The organism is Acetobacter sp. DmW_125128 (assembly GCF_008704325.1).
Lineage (GTDB): Bacteria > Pseudomonadota > Alphaproteobacteria > Acetobacterales > Acetobacteraceae > Acetobacter > Acetobacter oryzifermentans.
In genome coordinates, this window is record NZ_VHOP01000049.1 from 1 (window position 1) to 18524 (window position 18524).

Consider the following 18524-nt stretch of genomic DNA (forward strand, 5'->3'; position numbering starts at 1 on the left):
TCGATAAGGTCGATAAGGTCGATAAGGTCGATAAGGTCGATAAGGTCGATAAGGTCGATAAGGTCGATAAGGTCGATAAGGTCGATGGTAATCTGCCTCAGAAAGAATCTGAACACATTTTAGAGAATATTAGGAAAAATAAAGTGGAAAATGAAAAACTAATCGAAATTGCCAATAGAATAAGAGAGGAAAAAATATCGAAAAACAAACTTTATATAAAAGGGAAAAATAAACCTTTATTTGTTGATGTTGAAACAACTGGTCTTCATAGTGATGATCAAATTGTTAGCATATGTATGATTTTATTATATGCCGATAAAAGCCAAGAACTGCAAAAGCTAACATATAAAAGTTTATATTATATATTTGACCCTTGTAAAAAAAGTCATCCTATAGCTGAAGGTATACATGGATATAATGACTGGACATTAAGGCATCAAAATTTATTTGAAGAAAAAATGGAGCATATATTATCTTTCATAGAAGAAAGTGATGTTATAGTTGCGCATAATGTCAATTTTGACATGAAATTCATCCGAAATTCTTTCGCAAACGCTAAAATAGATATCGGTAAGATTGATACAATGTGCACAATGGAAATGCATGGAGGTAGCTTATCTGCATGCTCTAAAAGATTGGGAATACAAAGAAAAACATCAATTCATGATGCAGCTGAAGATGTTCTCATGTGTATGTGTCTATATTTGGAAAAGATGAGCAATATTAATGTTTTAGATATGTATCATAGCTTTACTCTTCCAAAGCTGAAAAATTTTATTGAACCGCCTCCCATTCCAGATGGAAAACTTCCCCGTAGAAATAATATCAAAAAACGTAATGAAATTTTAGGAGAAAAATTTATTAAATAAAAACAGAATTTTACGCGCGAATTTAAATTTCTTCTAAATTTTGTGCGTTTTTTACGCTTGCATTTTGTGCGTCTTTGTCGCACAAAAATACCCATCACAACCCGTGGTGGAGAAAAACCGTGTCGAATACACGATACAAAATTGAAGAAGCCGATGGCGGCTTTGTGCTGGTAGAAGAAAAGGGCGCGCCCGGTCGCCCGCCTATCAGCATTGTTCGCGTGCCCTATTCCATCGCGCAGGAAGCAGAAAGTGGAACAGACGCTGCATCCCGTAACGGTGATGTGCTCAGGGATCAGCGCAAATTGGAAGCGCTTAGGTTAGCGCGGTATGCCGCATCATTTTTTATCGAAAAAGATCCAGATGCCCACCACCTGCTCCGTATCCGTGAGCATGTGGAAAAACTGGTAACAGCTTCCATTGCGGAATTGCGCAAGAATGCAGCCGTGCCTAGCCAGCAAACAGAATAATAGGCACGGCCTATAGTTTAGATGTTAGGCGTTAGATACTATTTTGGCTTTGGGTAATCGGATTTCAGGCGCTCCAAAAGGTTATAAAACTCACCAGAAACCTTAGAGTGCTCGTATTCAGTGTTAGGATTACATCCTAAAGCAGAACGAGCACTTAAATGAGAAGCTGTTAATGTTGCAGCAGCCTGAATAAGAGCCGCCTCAATAGTTGTATCTATTTCGTCTGACATAGCGTTTTTCCTTTCTTGGGTCTGTTGGCGCGCCAAGAATGGAAAAAGTTGGGGGAGTCTGGCAACAGACTTCCCCTTCAAAGAGAAGCAAGATGACTTATAAGTCAAAACCGATGCTTGCAAGAGCAGAGACAAGCGAGGGGCCATTAGCAGCGCAGCAAGCGCGTGCTATCCTTTGCACAACACCTACACAGCATACCAAAACAGGCTTGCAGCATGATACAAATCCCCAAGACCACAAAATGTGGGAAAACACCCCAATCTGGTCTCAGGCTTTGGAAGGCAGCTCAGGCTATCAGGTTGGCAGAACTGCGCCTTGCGGCTCAAGCATCTGTTCTTATGGGGGCGCAAACACGCGCCACCAGCATGATTGGTTGGGTAGTAGCCGCTTTGGCCGCTTCTGCCGCTTTGGCTTTCAACACCCCGTATCATATAGCCGGAGCAATATTGTTGGTGGGGGAAAGCATTACGGGCATTTTAGCTGTTGTGGCTATTTATCCTTGCAAATGGTCAGAAACAGGCGCGCGCCCAGAAGTGTTTATGGATTCACCAGCGCAAACAGAATTAGCCTGTCAGGAATCTCTTGCTCTTTATTATCAAAATGCCATCCAGCGGAATATAGAGAGGCTAAATATTATCAGCATACTTATATCCGCAGGATGGATTATGTTTCTAGCAACGCCAATATTAGCTTGCTTGTTTCAAATGGTAATTTTTATGCAGAAGGCGTCTTAACCGGCCACTGCACGCGCCCTGTATCATCTGCTGGTAATGGTGCAGGCCGTGGCGGATATGGTTTTTCTTTGTCGCTCATTAGTTTCCTCATCGAGTCTTGTGAACGCCCGATGATGGAAAATGCGGGAGAGTACGGCAACCGTCTCTCCCGCAATTCCGCCAATAAAACCGCAGGGGCAAGCGCATGAACGCTATTCCCTGCCCTACGCTCTTGAGCGCATCCAAAACAATAAAATCAGCACGTCAGCGTGCAGAACTTATCCGCATTCAGGCAGATGCTCTTATGTCTCATGCCGCCGTGTTGGAAACCTACCACCGCGCAAGCGCAGCAAGCGAAAACGAATACGGCGCAGAATCATGGCGCAGGGTCGCACATCATGCGCGTGAAGAAGCCGAGCTTCTCTACACCCGCGCCAATATCATCGAAAGCTACATAAAATGAACAGCAAAACATTTCAGGCTGCCCGCACGCAGTTGGAGCAGCTTATCCACAACAATGTGGACACCAAAGAAAAGCTGACCATGCTTGCCCTGGTAAAAGATATGGCAACCGCAATGGAAGCCGAGCAGGACATTGCAGATGCCGCCTGCCGCATAGGCTACGCCAAACGCCGCACACCCCTAGCACGCGTGCAGGATTTCATTCTGGGTGAAGTGAGGGCTGCATGATGACAAATAAAGAAAAAGCGCTTTTTGATCTGGATCGCACATATGCTGAGTTCAAAAAACTTATCCAGTCTGCCCCTGAAAACGCTCGGTTCAGCATGGCCGCAGTTGCCACAGCAATAGAAGATGGTGGCTATACACCTGCCATATCTATATTTGGAGATACACCCAGCGATATTGTTTTGGCTGCTGCAACTGTATTTGGTTTTTCTTCTGGCCTGTCTGCACAATTCAAAAATCCAGAGGATTTTGTAGAGATTGTAAATTCTGGAATTCAATGTGGCACTGGCGAATTTCCTAACAGAAAGGTGGATGCGCCATGCTCCGCAACCAAACACTAGGCTGCCACCATGCACAACCCTGCCCCCACCCAGCGTCTAGTTATTCTGTGGTTCGTGCTGTCAGTTATCGGCATATGCGGAAACACGTTCCTATGGCTGCACAGATAGATATTGAGCAACTGCTTGGTACCTACGCACCACCACCGCAGGTAGAAGCGCCAAAGCGTATCCGTAATGATAAACACATGGGTTTTCGCATACGCCAACGCCGCCACGAATTGTGCATGAGCCTAGAACAACTAGGCCACGCCATAGGCTGCACCTACCAGCAGATGCAGAAATACGAAACCGGAAAAAACGCCATAAAAGCAACGCTACTGCCAACATTCGCCACCGCACTGGACGTACCACTGACATGGTTCTTTGAGGGATTGGAAGCATAATGGATGTCACGCCGCGCGGTATGCCTATTTCTGTGGCCGCTCAATATGTGGGGCTCAAAGAAACGGCATTTCGCAATACAGTCGCCAAAGAGGTTAAGCCTGTCTATTTAACACCGCGTAGGCCTGTCTGGCTACGTGACCAACTGGACAGATGGATAGATACACGCGCAGGAATTGCATCCAGCCCAGCACAAAACGATGATTTGATGCATGCGATCACCAACAATTAGACTGAAATACGTCCAGAGCTACAAAGATCGACACGGAAAACAGCGCTGCTATCTGCGGGTGCCAGGAAAAGAAAAAGTAAATCTGCCGCCCATAGATAGTCCTGATTTTGCCATTGAGTATGTAAAAGCGCTTGAAACCTTAAAAAACATGGAGCGGGAACGCAAATATGCTCCACGCTCCCTCTGTGACCTGATAGAAAAATGGTATGGATCACCGCATTTCTTGGGAATAAAGCAAACAACACAAGTAACGTATCGCCGTATATTAGAATACATGCGTGCGCAGGCATATGCGCAGTTCCATGTTATTAAATTCAGACCAACGCATATCAGGAAAATATTGGAGTCGCGTGCGGCCACACCAGCGCGGGCAAACCATATCCTGCGGATGTTCCGCATGCTGTTTGCATACGCAATAGAAATGGAATGGGTAGAAACAGATCCAACTGTTGGTGTGAAGCGCCTGAGAACCAAGGAACAGGGCGTACAGGCGTGGACAGAGGAACAGATATGCCAATATCAAAATCATTGGCCAATAGGAACACGGGAGCGCCTAGCATTTGCACTGCTGCTATACACCGGGCAACGGCGTAGCGATATTGTAGAGCTAGGCCGCTTTTCAATCAGAGATGGCGTTCTGCGTTTGTCGCAGATCAAAACAAACGCATACCTCGAAATACCAGTGCATCCAGAATTGCAGGCCGCAATAGATGCCTGCCCATCGTCTGGGCCAACATTCCTACAAACTGACAAGGGGAAGAAATTTTCCTCAAACGGATTTTACAATCAGTTTGTAAAATGGTGCGCACAGGCCGGGTTGCCAGCGGGATGCGCTCCTCACGGCATCAGAAAGGCCGCTGCACGCCGATTGGCCGAGGCAGGCTGCACAACGCACCAGATTGCAGCAATAACAGGTCACACAACGCTGGCAGAGGTGGAGAGATATACAAAATCAGCGCAGCGCAAAAAGCTGGCGGAAGATGCTATGGCAGCCCTGCAAGGCCGCAAAATTGTCTAACCTAATTGTCTAACCTTGGAGAGAATGGCGGTTTACCGCTATTTTTTGGGGGGTGTGGTGAGCCGGGAGGGACTCGAACCCTCGACCATTCGATTAAAAGTCGAATGCTCTACCAACTGAGCTACCGGCTCACACCTTTTAACCGAGCAAAACTTAATGTCTGCGCGATGGAGGTGTTCCTAAACGGATTACCTTACCTCTGTCAAGCAGTAGAAAGAATTTTGTGCCATTCCTGAAAAATCAGATGGTTCGATCGGTTTCAGATATAAAAAAAGCGCCACCCCAACCGGAGTGACGCTTTTTTGCAGATATTCGAAAAATCAGGATTTTTCGCCAACAGCCGGACGCATGCGAGAAATCCGATCCGGATCCTTCACCATGCCGGACATGCCAGACCCATGTTTGATTTTATCGACGTTTTCCATACCTTCGATCACTTCACCCACAATGGTATACTGGCCATCAAGGTGCGGAGAAGGTTCAAACATGATGAAGAACTGGCTATTAGCACTGTTCGGATCAGACGTCCGCGCCATGCCAATCGTGCCACGTTCAAACTTGGCTTTGTTTGTGAATTCTGCGGGCAGATCCGGTAATTTGCTACCGTGCATACCCGTACCCGTTGGATCACCACCCTGTGCCATAAAACCGGGGATGACACGATGGAAGGGTACGTTATCGTAAAAACCTTCTGCCGCCAGCGTGCGAATACGTTCCGCAGCCTTGGGGGCTAGATCTGGACGCAGTTTAATAATAACGCGACCGTGCGGGATATCCATATGAATGATATCGTTTTTATCTTCTGAAGACATCAGAAACTCTCCTTGTGTTTGCAACACCCATGTTTACCACGTCAGGCAGAAACGTTTTTCCTGTCAGCAAGGTGTGCCAACAAACGCACCTGCGTGCCCGGTGTTACAAATTCCGAAATATCTCCGCCGTAACTGGCAATTTCTTTCACCAGACGGGAAGAAATAAATTGGGTGCGTTCTGAAGCCATAAGAAACACGCTTTCAATTCCGGCATCCAGCTTGCGGTTTACGCCGCTCATCTGGATTTCGTAATCAAAATCAGAAAGCACCCGAAGACCACGAAAAATCAGTGTTGCGCCATGTTCTCGTACAGCTTTCACCAGCAGAGAATCAAATGGCACCACCAAGATATCCCCACCCGTGTTCTGACGAATAGCAGGCAAGGCTTCTTCCACACAGGCAATCCGCTCATCCAATGGCATAAGTGGATTTTTGCCTGGGTTATGGGCCACACCTATCACCAGCCGATCCACCAAACGGGATGCGCGTTCAATCACATCCAGATGGCCAACCGTTACTGGATCAAAAGTGCCCGCATAAAAACCTACACGTTTGGGCACCACAGAGCCTGCGGGGGCGTTCATTCCCCCTCAGCCTCTCCCGCTTCATCTTCACCATCATCCATAACAGGGAAGACACTGGTTACGCGCTCATCATCATTCAAGCGGAACAACGTTACACCGCTTGCCTGACGCGCCATAACACGCACCTGATCAACCGGCACACGGATAAGGCGGCCCGCATCTGTTACCAGCATAACATCCGTGCCTGCCAGAACCGGCAAAGTAGCAGCCACCTCTTTCCCACGCTTGTTGGCCGAGAACGTCATGTTGGTAATGCCTTGCCCGCCACGCCCACTGACACGGTAATCATACGCGGAAGAGCGACGACCAAACCCACCATCACTCACGATCAGCAGGATTTCCTCGGCGACTTCAAGCTGCTCAAACCGTTCTGGAGAAAGCAGAGCATCCGTATCGCTACCTTCTTCATCCGAATCGGGCTGCACCGCATCCACATCTTCCTCTGCCGCTTCCGCAGCATTTTCCGCTCTGCGCTTGGCATTCGCCATCCGCAGATAAGCCGAACGCTCTTCCACCGTTGCTTCAACGTGGTTCAGCACAGCAAGGCTGATCACACGGTCACCCTCGGCCAAGCGAATACCCCGCACGCCAGAAGAGCCACGACCGGCAAAAACACGCAATGTGTCATCGGTAATCTGGAAGCGGATACAACGTGCCCCACGCGTGGCAAGGAACACATCCTGCCCTTCACGACAGGTAGCAACACCTATCAGGCTATCTCCTTCATCCAACTTCATGGCAATCATGCCAGACGAGCGGATATTCCGGAAATCACTCAAACGGTTACGACGCACATTGCCGCTGGCCGTGGCAAAGACCAGATGCAAGGCTTCCCACAGTTCTTCATCCTGCGGCAGCGGAAGCACGGCCGTAATGCTATCAGAGCCCAAATCTGGCAACAGATTCACCAAGGCGCGGCCTTTAGCAGCAGGCCCGGCTTCTGGCAGACGCCAGACCTTCTGACGATATACCTTACCGCCTGAGGAGAAGAACATGACCCACTGATGGGTGTGCGCATTAAAGGATCGCACAACAATATCATCGCCACGTGTGCTGGCCCCCGTACGGCCACGGCCACCACGGTTTTGCGCCCGGAACACATCCAGCGGTGTGCGTTTAATAAACCCTTCCCGCGTGATGGTTACAACCATCTGGCCCGGTTCGATCAGGCTTTCATCGTCCTGATCTCCTGCATAATCCGCAATTTCGGTCATACGTGGGGTGGCAATTTCCGCCCGTGCTACGGAAAGTTCATCACGCAGCACTTCCATACGGCGAACGTGGCTACCGATAATTTCCAGAAGCTCGTTAATACGCTGAGCAACTTCCGAGAGTTCCTGCTGGATCTTGTCTCGTTCCAACCCTGTCAGACGTTGCAGGCGCAGTTCCAGAATGCCGCGTGCCTGTGCTTCTGTTAGCCGCACTTTGCCATCCACAACCACGTTGCCGTCATCATGAATCAGGGCCAGCAGCGGTTCCACTTCTGCGGCGTCCCACTGGGCGGCCATCAGGGCTTCACGCGCTGCGGCTGCATCTGGCGCACCACGAATAAGAGCAATAACCGCATCAATATTGGCAACGGCAATGACCAGCCCAACCAAAATGTGCCCGCGATCTCGCGCCTTATTCAGTTCAAAGCGCGAGCGACGCAGAATCACTTCCTCACGGAACGCAATAAAGGCTTCCAGCACATCCTTCAGGCCCATCAGGCGAGGCTTGCCACCATCCAGCGCCAGCATATTCACGCCGAAGGAAGTCTGAAGCTGCGTGAAGCGATAAAGCTGATTCAACACCACTTCTGGTGTGGCATCCCGCTTGATTTCGATAACCACACGCATACCGGAGCGGTCAGATTCATCGCGGATATCAGCAATGCCTTCAATCTGCTTGTTACGTACCAGATCAGCAATACGTTCCTGCAAGGTGGCCTTGTTAACCTGATACGGAATTTCCGTAACAATAATGGCCTTACGATCCTTACGGATTTCCTCAATATCTGCCTTGGCACGAATAATAACGGCACCGCGCCCTGTGGCAAAAGCACTGCGGATGCCAGAACGCCCAAGAATAATACCGCCTGTGGGAAAGTCTGGCCCCGGCACATATTCCATCAGATCATCAAGTGAAAGATCCGGGTTAGCAATCAGCGCCAACGTGGCATCAATAACTTCTGATGGATTATGCGTAGGAATATTGGTGGCCATACCCACCGCAATACCTGTGGCACCATTGATCAGCAGATTCGGGAATGTGGCTGGAAGAACAGTTGGTTCTTCCTCACTTTCATCATAGTTCGGCTGAAAATCTACCGTATCGCGGTCAATATCATTCAGCAGAAATGTAGAAGCTTTGGCCAGCCGAGCTTCCGTATAACGCATGGCAGCGGGGCTATCACCATCCACCGAGCCAAAGTTGCCTTGCCCGTCAATCAGCTTGACCCGCATGGACCAAGACTGCGCCATACGCACCATGGCATCGTAAATGGAGGAATCACCATGTGGGTGGTATTTACCCATAACCTCACCAACCGCACGGGCAGATTTACGGTAAGGTTTATCGTAGGTAAAACCACTTTCATGCATGGCATACAGGATGCGACGATGAACAGGTTTAAGACCATCTCGCACATCCGGCAGCGCACGGCTGACAATAACCGACATCGCATACGCGAGGTAGGAAGAGCGCATCTCCTCCTCAATGGTTACGGGCAGAAGGTCTGAGGGTTCCGGTACACCCGGCTGGTCAGAAATCTCGGTCAAGGTTTATCCGCTCTGTCATGCTGCACGCCCCGGATTATGGAGCATGTGCCAAATCCACTTCTGCACCGGTTACCCGGCACTTGCAGAATATTTTCTAGCACACAAAACCCGCACCACCTAGCGGCTGAAAGAGCAGACTTGCTTCAGGCAAAAGGCTGTGCCCATCATGACGGGCACTATAAGGAGTTTCAGCCATGCGCCTGCTTTTGGCATTACTGTTTCCGTGGTTTCAGTTTTTTACAATTGGTCGCCCTTTTTCGGGCATTATCTGCCTAATATTGCAGATAACGGTTATTGGCTGGATTCCGGCAGCCATCTGGTCTGTTTACGCACTCAATCAGTATGAAACAGATAAAAAAATTTCCCGCATGGGGCGATAAGCCTCCAATTTATGAGATGAGTAAAAAAGGCGGCTCCCAGTAGGAACCGCCTTTTTTATAGAAATCAGCATTTATATCTGGCAGGCTTAACGTCCTGTCATAATCCGATCCACCAACTGCTGTACTGTTGGCACAAACCCGTTGGCATAGAAAGGATCGGTCGCAAAGCGCCAGGCGTTTGTGCCACCGAACATCAGATTATGATCCAGCACCTGAGCAGCATCTGGCCCGCTGGCATGTGCCACAGCCTGAAGCGTTTTCTGAATACAGAAAGAACGTGGATCTGCTTTATGGCCCGTTGAATACTTGGGGCCACGCTGGCTCCAGTTAGAGAACTGACATTCAGACAGGCAGCCCATACAATCAGCCTGATCTGCCAGAATTTCTCGCGCTCTGTCTGGCGTTACAAAAATCAGGGTAGAATCCTGTGTGCGCAAGGCTTCAGTAAAACCCTGCTGTTCCCATTGCTGGATGCGCGGCACATCTTCTGCTTTTACAAACACTTCACGCTTACGTGCGCCAATGCCGTAGGGCGTAACCAGATCTTCTTCTGCCGCCATAGCAAAAGGAACCTGCCGCTCTGAGCGCTCGCGCAGTTCCTGTAAGAAACTGTTGTTAACCGCAGAAGAGTAAAAACCCGTAGGAGAGAAGCGGTTCAGGTACACATCACCCTTTTTCAGGGTGAGTAAGCGCTGCTTCCATGCTTCTGGAATAGGGCTTTCCTTCGTCAACAGCGGGCGCGTGCCAAACTGGAACACAATGGGGCCAAGTTCTGGATTATCAATCCAATCTTCCCATTCTTCCAGCCACCACACACCACCAGCCATGATGATGGGCGTATTATCCAACCCAAACCCGCGCATAAGTTTACGCAAGGCTGCAACACGCGGGTAAGGATCTTCCGGCTTTAATGGATTTTCCGTGTTGGAAAGGCCATTATGACCCCCTGCACGCCAAGGATCTTCATAAACCACGCCACCCAACAGATCGGCGGATTTATGATAGGCCCGCTTCCACAATGCATTGAAAGCACGTGCAGATGACACGATGGGATAATAATGCACCCCAAACCGTGTTGCAATTTCAGACAGCCGATACGGCATACCCGCGCCACATGTAAGACCGTGAATAAGGCCTGGCGCGCCTTCCAGCACGCCAGTAATCACCCTTTCGGCTGACCCCATTTCCCACAGAATATTGGCATGAATCCGGCCTTTTCCGCCGGATATTTCATGCGCTACACGCGCTTGGGTAATACCGCCACGAATGGCGTAATCTACCAGTTCCTCATGCCGCTCACGGCGCGTACGGCCGTGATAGATCTGGGGAACTGGCTGCCCGTTTTCATCATAACTATCTGCATTGACGATAGAAACCGTGCCCGCGCCGCCTGCTGCAGCCCATGCCCCGGCCGATACGCCTGTGGAGACAGAGACCCCCTTACCGCCTTCTACCAGCGGCAGGATATCCACACCCCCCATGCGAACCGTATTGATCGCCTTCATGACCGTCCTATCGTTCCTGCAACTATCCGTATGATTGAAAGTGACCCGAAAAAGGATGCTTATTCAGCATCCCGACGGGGGCCACGTGAGGGCTTTTCACCCACAGTTTCCGTGATATCCGCACCCGTGTTCTGATCAACAACACGCATGGACAGCTTAACCTTACCGCGATCATCAAAGCCGATGACCTTAACCTTCACGGTATCGCCTTCCTTCACCACATCCGTGGTTTTACCAACGCGGCCCTGCGCCAGTTCGGAAATATGTACTAAGCCATCACGTGCACCAAGGAAGTTTACAAACGCACCAAAATCGGCAGTTTTAACAACTTTACCGTCGTAAATGCGGCCCAGTTCCGGTTCCGCCACAATGCCGTTGATCCGGTCAATAGCCTTCTGTGCCTGATCATCAGAAGCGGCGGCAATGGTGATTGTGCCGTCATCCCCAATATCAACCTTGGCGCCAGAATATTCCACGATTTCGCGGATCACTTTACCGCCAGAGCCGATCACATCACGGATCTTTTCCCGAGGCACCTTCATGGTGGTGATCTTCGGTGCTGTGGAAGACACGTTGGTGCGTGTTTCTGTCAGCGCCTTGCTCATTTCACCCAGAATATGCATCCGGCCATCACGAGCCTGACCCAAAGCAATCTTCATGATTTCCGGCGTGATGGAAGTAATCTTAATATCCATCTGCAGGGCTGTCACACCCTGTTCGGTGCCAGCCACCTTGAAGTCCATATCCCCAAGATGATCTTCATCGCCAAGAATATCAGACAGAACAGCGAAATCATCGCCTTCCTTGATCAGACCCATAGCAATACCAGCAACCGGACGCTTCAACGGCACACCAGCATCCATCAGAGCTAGAGAGCCACCGCATACAGTTGCCATGGAAGAAGACCCATTGCTTTCCGTAATTTCGGAAACCACGCGCACTGTGTAAGGGAATTCCTTTCGGGAAGGCATCAGCGGGTGAATAGCGCGCCATGCCAGCTTGCCATGCCCGATTTCACGACGGCCCGGAGAACCGATACGCCCACATTCCCCCACAGAGAAGGGTGGGAAGTTATAATGCAGCATAAAGTTGGTGCGGTATTCACCTTCCAGCGCATCAATAACCTGTTCGTCCTGCCCTGTACCCAGCGTGGTCACAACCAGCGCCTGCGTTTCACCACGAGTGAACAGAGAAGAGCCATGTACGCGCGGCAGAATACCAACTTCCGGCACGATCGGACGGACAGTTACCAGATCACGACCATCAATACGCTTGCCGGTTTTCAGAACGGAAGAGCGCACAACATCAGCTTCCAGATCCTTGATCATCGGCTTGGCGGCTGCAACGTCCAGTTCATCAGCAGTCAGCTTTTCAACAATGGCTGCACGTGCTGCTTTCAGCTTTTCGTAGCGCACCTGCTTCTGCTTCTCCTTGTAAGCATCAGCAATCAGCTTGCGACCAGCTTTTTCCACCTGCTTGCGCAGCTGAATTTCTTCCTTGGTGGGCTCTGCCAGTGCCCATGGTTCCTTGGCTGCGTGCTCTGCCAAGGAGATAATGGCATCCAGAACCGGCTGGAATGCTGTATGGCCGAACGTTACGGCATCCAGCATAACTTCTTCAGACAGTTCGGAAGCTTCGGATTCCACCATCAGCACGCCTTCTGCCGTGCCAGCCACAACCAGTTCCAGATCTGATTCTTTGATCTGTTCCTGTGTCGGGTTCAGGATGAATGCGCCATCCTTAAAGCCAACGCGGGCTGCGCCAACGGGCCCAAAGAATGGGATACCAGACAAAGTCAGAGCGGCAGAACAGCCGATCAGCGCAGGAATGGAAGGATCATTTTCCATATCGTGCGTCAGCACAGTTGCAATTACCTGCACTTCGTTGCGGAACCCTTCAGGGAACAGCGGACGCAGCGGGCGGTCAATCAGGCGGGAAACCAGTGTTTCATTTTCAGAAGGGCGGCCTTCACGCTTGAAGAAACCACCGGGAATCTTACCTGCAGCGTAAGCTTTTTCCTGATAATTAACTGTCAGCGGGAAAAAGTCCTGACCGGGCTTTACCTCTTTTGCACCAACAGCGGTGCACAGCACAACGGTTTCACCGTAAGTGACCATCACGGCGCCATCAGCCTGACGGGCAACTTTGCCGGTTTCCAAAATCAGCGGGCGACCGCCCCATTCAATCTCTTTACGGAAGTAGTTAAACATTCTGTAAGCCTCTGTTCTATTTCACTTCAGAGCCACAGAACAACAGGACAGACCGGCTGGGCGGACAGCGCCTCGGACGGCATGGTGACTGGCGGAACAAACCTCCCAGGCGCCATGTGGTCGGAAACGCCGTGGCTTACCGGGCACGAAACGCCCTGATGCAAAACCTGTGGCTGTATCCAATATGGTGACGCCAGCAAACAAGTGCTAGCGAAAATTCCGAACGGGAAGAGAGATCATGCCTACACATCCCCCTCTTCCCGCCCGTTGAGCCGTTTTTAGCGACGCAGGCCCAAGCGGCCAATCAGCGTTTCATAACGCGTCTGGCTCTTGCCCTTCAGGTAGTCCAGCATGCTGCGGCGACGACCAACGAGAATCAGCAGACCACGGCGAGAATGGAAGTCCTTCGCGTGAGTCTTCAGATGTTCGGTCAGGTTGTTAATCCGTTCGGTCAGGATCGCCACCTGCACTTCCGGGGAGCCCGTATCACCCGGTGCAGTCTGGTATTCAGCAATAACTTGCGTGCGACGTTCAGCAGTAATCGACATCACATGTCTCCATCAAAAAACATATCAGGTTTTAGAGAATCCGTACCGGCTTCAACCACCCGTCTTCCAGGCGGCCAATACCCAGCACGTGCTCACCGTCCATAACACGCACAACGCCCCCCTCCTCGGCGGTCTGTGGGATACGCCCCATCAGATCAACAAGGCCGAGAGCTTGCCCGTGCCGTAGCAGAACCGCTTCATCCTGTGTCAAGGCCAGCGCCGGGATGTCGGCCAGCGCGGTCGAGACCGGACGCAGAAGTTCCGGTGAAGCATGGGCGTTGTCGTCGTTTGGGGTGATTTTGTCCAGCACAATCGCATCGGCTTCTGTAAAAGGCCCCACACGCAGGCGGCGCAGCACGGTAATATGTCCCACTGTTCCGCATGCCAAAGCCACATCACGCGCCAGCGCACGCATATAAACGCCCTTGCCGGATTCGACTTCAAACACTGCTGTATCCCGATCTGGCCGCTCGATCAGTTCAAACCGATCTACGCGTGCGGGCCGCGGCGGCAATTCCGGCGGACGACCTTCTCGCGCCATATCGTAGGAACGCTCTCCCCCCACTTTCAAAGCAGAAAAAACGGGAGGTACCTGCATGATATCACCCGTAAGCGCGGGTAAGGCTGCTCGCAGTTCTTCATCAGAAGGCCGCACATCAGATGTACCAATAACATTGCCATCGGCATCATCGCTATCTCGCGCTTCACCCATTTTAAGAGTGAAGCGGTACACCTTGGTTCCATCCATCACGTAAGGCACGGTTTTTGTAGCGGCACCAAAAGCCAGTGGCAGCAAACCCGTCGCCAGTGGATCGAGTGTGCCGCCATGCCCAACTTTTTGCGCATCAAACAGCCGTTTGGCGCGCCCCACTACCTGTGTTGATGTCATGCCGGAAGGCTTGTCTACTATAAGCCAGCCATTAAGTGGCCGCCCACGTCTGCGTCGCATGAAAACTCCCGTATGTGATTCATCAAATACCATGCAGCAGCCATGAACGGCTCAGCCAAAAGGTTTTTGCGTTAGTACAACTTATAATGGAGTGTGCACTCCATCTGGGGGTGCATGTAGCCGAAGGCTGCCATGCCGTGCAATGTTGCCATCAGGCGCAACGCTGGCCTGTTAAAAAGGACTGCCGACCAAGTTATTGTTCTTAAACCAAGGCAAACCCAAGGTTTGCCGCTTCTAGCATGTATGAACCAAGGGGGCTGGTCATAGGCTTGCCTGTGCCGTAATGTCGCCACCAAATTATGGTTGATCAATCTTCCTCTTCCGGTCTTCACAAGACTCCCGACACCCCTTCGTGGTCTCTCCAGAACACGGCAGATGGTGTATGTTTGAACGTTGAAGGGGCTTGGACAGTTCAGGCAGGGGGCGCAACTCCCTTCCCGCAAGATAAACTACCGGTAGAGCCGGGCCATACCCTCCATATTAATACAACCGGTTTAAAAAACTGGGATTCGGCTTTTGTTGCCTTTTTATGGGATGTCAAACAGGCCGCCAGCAAGGCACAGCTTCATTTTGATGAGCAAAACCTTCCGGCTCCCGCGCAAAGGCTTCTCGCCCTTTTACCCGATGCACCTGCCGAGCCTGCACAACCTCCGCGCAACAACGAAGGTATTTTTGCGCGTGTAGGTGATATGACCCTGAATGGGTTGACCGAAACAGGCACAGTAAGTGAGCTGGCATTAGATACCGCCAAAGGTGCCGCACAGGCTGTGCGTGGCAAAAGTGCCATGCGCATGAAAGACCTGTTGCTGGATATCTGGAATGCTGGGCCAGATGCCTTGCTGATTGTCGGCATCGTCAACTTTTTGGTAGGTGCCATTCTGGCTTTTGTCGGACTGGTAGAACTGCGAAAATTTGCTGCGGAAATTTACGTTACAGACTTGGTAGGCATTGCCTGCGCGCGTGAAATTTCTGCTATCATGACTGCTATTATCATGGCGGGCCGAACTGGCGGTGCTTACGCAGCCCGCATTTCCACCATGCTGGGCAACGAAGAAATTGATGCCCTACAGGTGTTTGGCATTCCCATCTCCAGTTACATTCTGCTGCCATCCATTGTCTCTCTCGCGCTCATGATGCCGCTGCTCTATCTATATGGCACTATTGTTGCGATTTTTGGTGGCTTTGCCGTTTCCATGAGCATGATGGATGTTTCCCCCATCGGCTATTGGATTTCCACCTTTGATGGTGTGGAGCTGAAGGAATTTATCTTCGGGTTTATCAAATCCTTCTTTTTCGCCAGCTTTATTGCACTGGCAGCTTGCCGTGTAGGCTTAAAAGCCGGGCGCAGTGCGGCTGATGTTGGCATTGCCGCCACACGCGCTGTGGTTATTGGCATTGTGGGTATTATTGCCATGGATGCCATTTTTGCCGTGATAGCCAACGCGCTTGGAATCTGATGATGTCTGATGCAGAAACCCTTATTTCCGTTCGCGATCTGCAATTATCGTTCGGCCCCAAGATCATTCAGCAAAATGTTTCCTTTGATCTGAAACGTGGCTCCATCTTTGCCATCATGGGTGGTTCAGGCTGCGGCAAAAGCACGCTGCTTAAAAGCATGATCGGGCTGCTACGACCAACTGCCGGGCAGATTCTGGTAGATGGGGAAGATTACTGGGCGCAATCAGATAACCGTCGCACTGATATTAACCATCGTTACGGTGTACTGTTTCAGAGTGGTGCTTTATGGAGTTCCATGACGGTAGGGGAAAATGTAGCCCTGCCCTTGGAAATGTTCACCTCACTCAAGCCTGACACCATTCGGCGGTTGGTGGAATTAAAACTCGGGTTTGTTGGTATGGAACAGGCGATTGATCTGTTCCCCTCTGAAATCTCCGGCGGCATGTGCAAACGCGCAGGACTTGCGCGCGCCATTGCTCTGGAGCCCGATATCCTGTTTTTTGATGAACCCTCCGCAGGGCTAGACCCCATTACGTCTGCCCGGCTGGATGATCTGATCCTGACATTACGGGATGGGCTGGGGGCAACCATTATGATTGTCAGCCATGAACTGCCCAGCCTGTTTGCCATTGCAGACGATGGCATCTTTTTAGATGCCAAAACACACACACCCATTGCGCATGGTTCACCGCGCGCATTGCATGACACCTGCAAGATTCCAGAGGTGACGGCGTTTATGAACCGATCTGCCTCTATTCCCTCCGCAGATAAGACAGAAGGCTGAGCGGCATGTCTCAAAGCACAAACCGGAAAACTCTGATCGGCGCGTTTGTGATCCTTGGCGGCTTGCTGGGCCTGTTCATTATTATGGCTTTTGGACACATGCGCTTTTTCACACCCTCGCGTGAAGCCGCTGTTGTGTTCCAGAACTCTATCACCGGTCTTTCTGTGGGTGCGCCTGTAAATTTTCGCGGCGTTAAGGTTGGAACAGTTAAAAACATTACGCTGCGTTTTGATCCGCAAGACCGTAAAGCTTACATCCCTGTTGTGCTTACGCTGGAGCCAGATCAGATTCATGTAGTGCGGGATGTGCCGGGGGGCACAAAAGTGAGCATTCAGGAAATGATCAGCAACGGACTCCGCGCTGAACTGAACCTGCAAAGCTTTGTAACGGGCCAATCCAATATTGAACTGGATTTTGATAAATCCGTCACACCCGTTTTACACCCACGCATTACCGACTTGCCGGAAATTCCTGTGCGTCTTTCCACTATGGAAAAGCTGAAGGACACTATCGGCCAGATTCCGATCAAGGATATCAGCCACCATGCAGATCTGGCTCTGCTGTCTATTACATCCCTAAGCGATCATCTGCGTGATGATCTGCCGCCGTTGATTTCCAGCGTAAAGGAAACAGCAGATCGCTCCCACGAGACGGTGCAGGCCGCAACCGATGCCATTAAGGATCTACAAGCCAAGCTGGATGTAACGCTCCTGAAAATGGACAAGCTGATGGACACCGGAAATACGCAGCTTGATGCACGCGGCAAAGATCTGCACGCAACGTTGGCCTCTGCTACAAAAACTCTGGATTCCTTGCAGGATATTCTCTCACCACGTTCTATCGACCGAGCAAATCTGGATGCCTCACTGCGGGATATTGCTGCTGCGGCGGCCTCCCTACGTGGCTTCGCCAGCGATGTGGAACGTAACCCGCAACTTCTGCTGATGGGACGCCGCCCATGATGTTTCCTCCTCGCCGTATTGCTCTGGCTTTTTTGGGAGCCTGCACCCTGCTTGCAGGCTGCGCCTCTCCTCCCCTTCGGCTTTACACACTTGGCATGCCGGGAGACCGGGACGTTCAGCAGCCGCACCTTTCTACCCACTTGACCACCATAGAAATTAGCCGCACGGTACTGCCTGATTATCTTGATAGCCAGGACATGATCACCCGGCAGGGAGAAGAAGTTATCCGTAGCCCGCGCTCACGCTGGGCAACACGGCTCTCTCTCGGCATTACGGATTTGGTGACCAACGAAATTGCATCATCCCACCCCAACGAACTGATTACAGATCAGCCATTGGCCGATGCAGCCAATATGCGCGTTCAGATCAACGTTTCTCGTTTTGATGTGAATGTAGATGGGCAGGCGGTCTTGGATGCAAACTGGGCCGTTATCCCACGGGATCCTAAAAAGCCGCTTATTCGTAACCGTGCGCATCTTACAGCTACCGGGTCTGTTTCTACGGATGCGGATACAGCATCCTTAATGCGTAATCTGGTTATTCAACTGGCAGACCAAGTTAATCTGTCCATTCCATCCACGCAGTAACAAAGCTGCCCGATATAACCACTTACGCGTAATTTCTGGTTATATCG

At 50.8% G+C, this 18524-nt stretch carries 22 protein-coding genes and 1 tRNA gene; 14 read left to right on the forward strand and 9 right to left on the reverse strand.

Annotation, left to right across the window (positions count from 1 at the left end; translation table 11 throughout):
* Positions 1-143 precede the first annotated feature (143 nt).
* Both FKW19_RS12885 and FKW19_RS12890 read left to right on the forward strand, forming a co-directional pair.
* Complete coding sequence (locus tag FKW19_RS12885; protein ID WP_238333239.1) at positions 144-869, forward strand: 3'-5' exonuclease; 726 nt, start codon at positions 144-146, stop codon at positions 867-869.
* Positions 870-988: 119 nt separating this feature from the next.
* The gene (locus FKW19_RS12890) at positions 989-1336 is read left to right on the forward strand and encodes a hypothetical protein (RefSeq protein ID WP_238331292.1); all 348 of its coding nucleotides are present in this window, start codon (positions 989-991) and stop codon (positions 1334-1336) included.
* A 38-nt stretch (positions 1337-1374) separates the two neighbouring features.
* Here FKW19_RS12890 and FKW19_RS12895 read toward each other — a convergent pair whose 3' ends face one another.
* Positions 1375-1566, reverse strand: coding sequence for a hypothetical protein (locus FKW19_RS12895; protein WP_089179711.1), 192 nt, complete (start codon positions 1564-1566; stop codon positions 1375-1377).
* Between the two features lie 92 nt (positions 1567-1658).
* On the opposite strand from FKW19_RS12895, the gene FKW19_RS12900 reads away from it, so the two are divergent.
* The 7 genes from FKW19_RS12900 to FKW19_RS15470 all read left to right on the forward strand — a co-directional run bounded on the left by FKW19_RS12900 (position 1659) and on the right by FKW19_RS15470 (position 4939).
* Positions 1659-2489: a hypothetical protein gene (locus FKW19_RS12900; RefSeq protein WP_123809154.1), complete on the forward strand. Its 831-nt coding sequence runs from the start codon at positions 1659-1661 to the stop codon at positions 2487-2489.
* Positions 2486-2743, forward strand: coding sequence for a hypothetical protein (locus FKW19_RS12905; protein WP_089179713.1), 258 nt, complete (start codon positions 2486-2488; stop codon positions 2741-2743). The genes FKW19_RS12900 and FKW19_RS12905 overlap by 4 nt, the downstream gene beginning before the upstream one ends.
* Positions 2740-2970 (forward strand): hypothetical protein, encoded by a 231-nt coding sequence (locus FKW19_RS12910; RefSeq protein WP_089179714.1) that lies wholly within the window; start codon positions 2740-2742, stop codon positions 2968-2970. The genes FKW19_RS12905 and FKW19_RS12910 overlap by 4 nt, the downstream gene beginning before the upstream one ends.
* Positions 2967-3308, forward strand: a complete 342-nt coding sequence (locus FKW19_RS12915; RefSeq protein ID WP_089179715.1) for a hypothetical protein — start codon at positions 2967-2969, stop codon at positions 3306-3308. Before FKW19_RS12910 ends, FKW19_RS12915 begins: the two co-directional genes overlap by 4 nt.
* Positions 3309-3400: 92 nt before the next feature.
* Positions 3401-3691, forward strand: a complete 291-nt coding sequence (locus FKW19_RS12920; protein ID WP_238331293.1) for a helix-turn-helix domain-containing protein — start codon at positions 3401-3403, stop codon at positions 3689-3691.
* A complete protein-coding gene (locus FKW19_RS12925) occupies positions 3691-3921 on the forward strand; it encodes an AlpA family transcriptional regulator (protein ID WP_089179717.1) in 231 nt (76 codons plus the stop codon). Before FKW19_RS12920 ends, FKW19_RS12925 begins: the two co-directional genes overlap by 1 nt.
* Positions 3922-4318: 397 nt before the next feature.
* A complete protein-coding gene (locus FKW19_RS15470) occupies positions 4319-4939 on the forward strand; it encodes a tyrosine-type recombinase/integrase (protein ID WP_162870678.1) in 621 nt (206 codons plus the stop codon).
* Between the two features lie 55 nt (positions 4940-4994).
* Here the strand turns inward: FKW19_RS15470 and FKW19_RS12935 are convergent.
* The 4 genes from FKW19_RS12935 to gyrA form a co-directional block, all read right to left on the reverse strand.
* Positions 4995-5070: transfer RNA gene (locus FKW19_RS12935), tRNA-Lys, on the reverse strand.
* Positions 5071-5259: 189 nt separating this feature from the next.
* Positions 5260-5751, reverse strand: a complete 492-nt coding sequence (locus FKW19_RS12940) for a peptidylprolyl isomerase (protein ID WP_014457518.1) — start codon at positions 5749-5751, stop codon at positions 5260-5262.
* Positions 5752-5792: 41 nt separating this feature from the next.
* Positions 5793-6335, reverse strand: a complete 543-nt coding sequence (coaD, locus tag FKW19_RS12945) for a pantetheine-phosphate adenylyltransferase (protein ID WP_089179719.1) — start codon at positions 6333-6335, stop codon at positions 5793-5795.
* Positions 6332-9094, reverse strand: coding sequence for a DNA gyrase subunit A (gene gyrA / locus FKW19_RS12950; protein WP_089179720.1), 2763 nt, complete (start codon positions 9092-9094; stop codon positions 6332-6334). The genes coaD and gyrA overlap by 4 nt, the downstream gene beginning before the upstream one ends.
* Before the next feature lie 194 nt (positions 9095-9288).
* On the opposite strand from gyrA, the gene FKW19_RS12955 reads away from it, so the two are divergent.
* Positions 9289-9474, forward strand: a complete 186-nt coding sequence (locus tag FKW19_RS12955; protein WP_006115375.1) for a YqaE/Pmp3 family membrane protein — start codon at positions 9289-9291, stop codon at positions 9472-9474.
* A gap of 86 nt (positions 9475-9560) precedes the next feature.
* Here FKW19_RS12955 and FKW19_RS12960 read toward each other — a convergent pair whose 3' ends face one another.
* From FKW19_RS12960 to truB, 4 genes are all read right to left on the reverse strand, one after another.
* Positions 9561-10979: a nitronate monooxygenase family protein gene (locus FKW19_RS12960; RefSeq protein WP_116100202.1), complete on the reverse strand. Its 1419-nt coding sequence runs from the start codon at positions 10977-10979 to the stop codon at positions 9561-9563.
* Positions 10980-11038: 59 nt separating this feature from the next.
* On the reverse strand, positions 11039-13189 hold the full coding sequence (gene pnp / locus FKW19_RS12965; RefSeq protein WP_006115377.1) for a polyribonucleotide nucleotidyltransferase: 2151 nt from the start codon (positions 13187-13189) through the stop codon (positions 11039-11041).
* A 278-nt stretch (positions 13190-13467) separates the two neighbouring features.
* Positions 13468-13737, reverse strand: coding sequence for a 30S ribosomal protein S15 (rpsO, locus tag FKW19_RS12970; RefSeq protein ID WP_014457520.1), 270 nt, complete (start codon positions 13735-13737; stop codon positions 13468-13470).
* A gap of 31 nt (positions 13738-13768) precedes the next feature.
* On the reverse strand, positions 13769-14686 hold the full coding sequence (gene truB / locus FKW19_RS12975; protein ID WP_035352292.1) for a tRNA pseudouridine(55) synthase TruB: 918 nt from the start codon (positions 14684-14686) through the stop codon (positions 13769-13771).
* Between the two features lie 299 nt (positions 14687-14985).
* On the opposite strand from truB, the gene FKW19_RS12980 reads away from it, so the two are divergent.
* The 4 genes from FKW19_RS12980 to FKW19_RS12995 are packed head-to-tail and all read left to right on the forward strand — an operon-like array spanning position 14986 to position 18477.
* A complete protein-coding gene (locus FKW19_RS12980) occupies positions 14986-16143 on the forward strand; it encodes an ABC transporter permease (RefSeq protein WP_089179721.1) in 1158 nt (385 codons plus the stop codon).
* On the forward strand, positions 16143-16928 hold the full coding sequence (locus FKW19_RS12985) for an ABC transporter ATP-binding protein (RefSeq protein ID WP_006115380.1): 786 nt from the start codon (positions 16143-16145) through the stop codon (positions 16926-16928). The genes FKW19_RS12980 and FKW19_RS12985 overlap by 1 nt, the downstream gene beginning before the upstream one ends.
* Positions 16929-16933: 5 nt before the next feature.
* Positions 16934-17890, forward strand: coding sequence for an MlaD family protein (locus FKW19_RS12990; protein ID WP_006115381.1), 957 nt, complete (start codon positions 16934-16936; stop codon positions 17888-17890).
* A complete protein-coding gene (locus FKW19_RS12995) occupies positions 17890-18477 on the forward strand; it encodes a PqiC family protein (RefSeq protein WP_193561114.1) in 588 nt (195 codons plus the stop codon). Before FKW19_RS12990 ends, FKW19_RS12995 begins: the two co-directional genes overlap by 1 nt.
* Positions 18478-18524 lie beyond the last annotated feature (47 nt).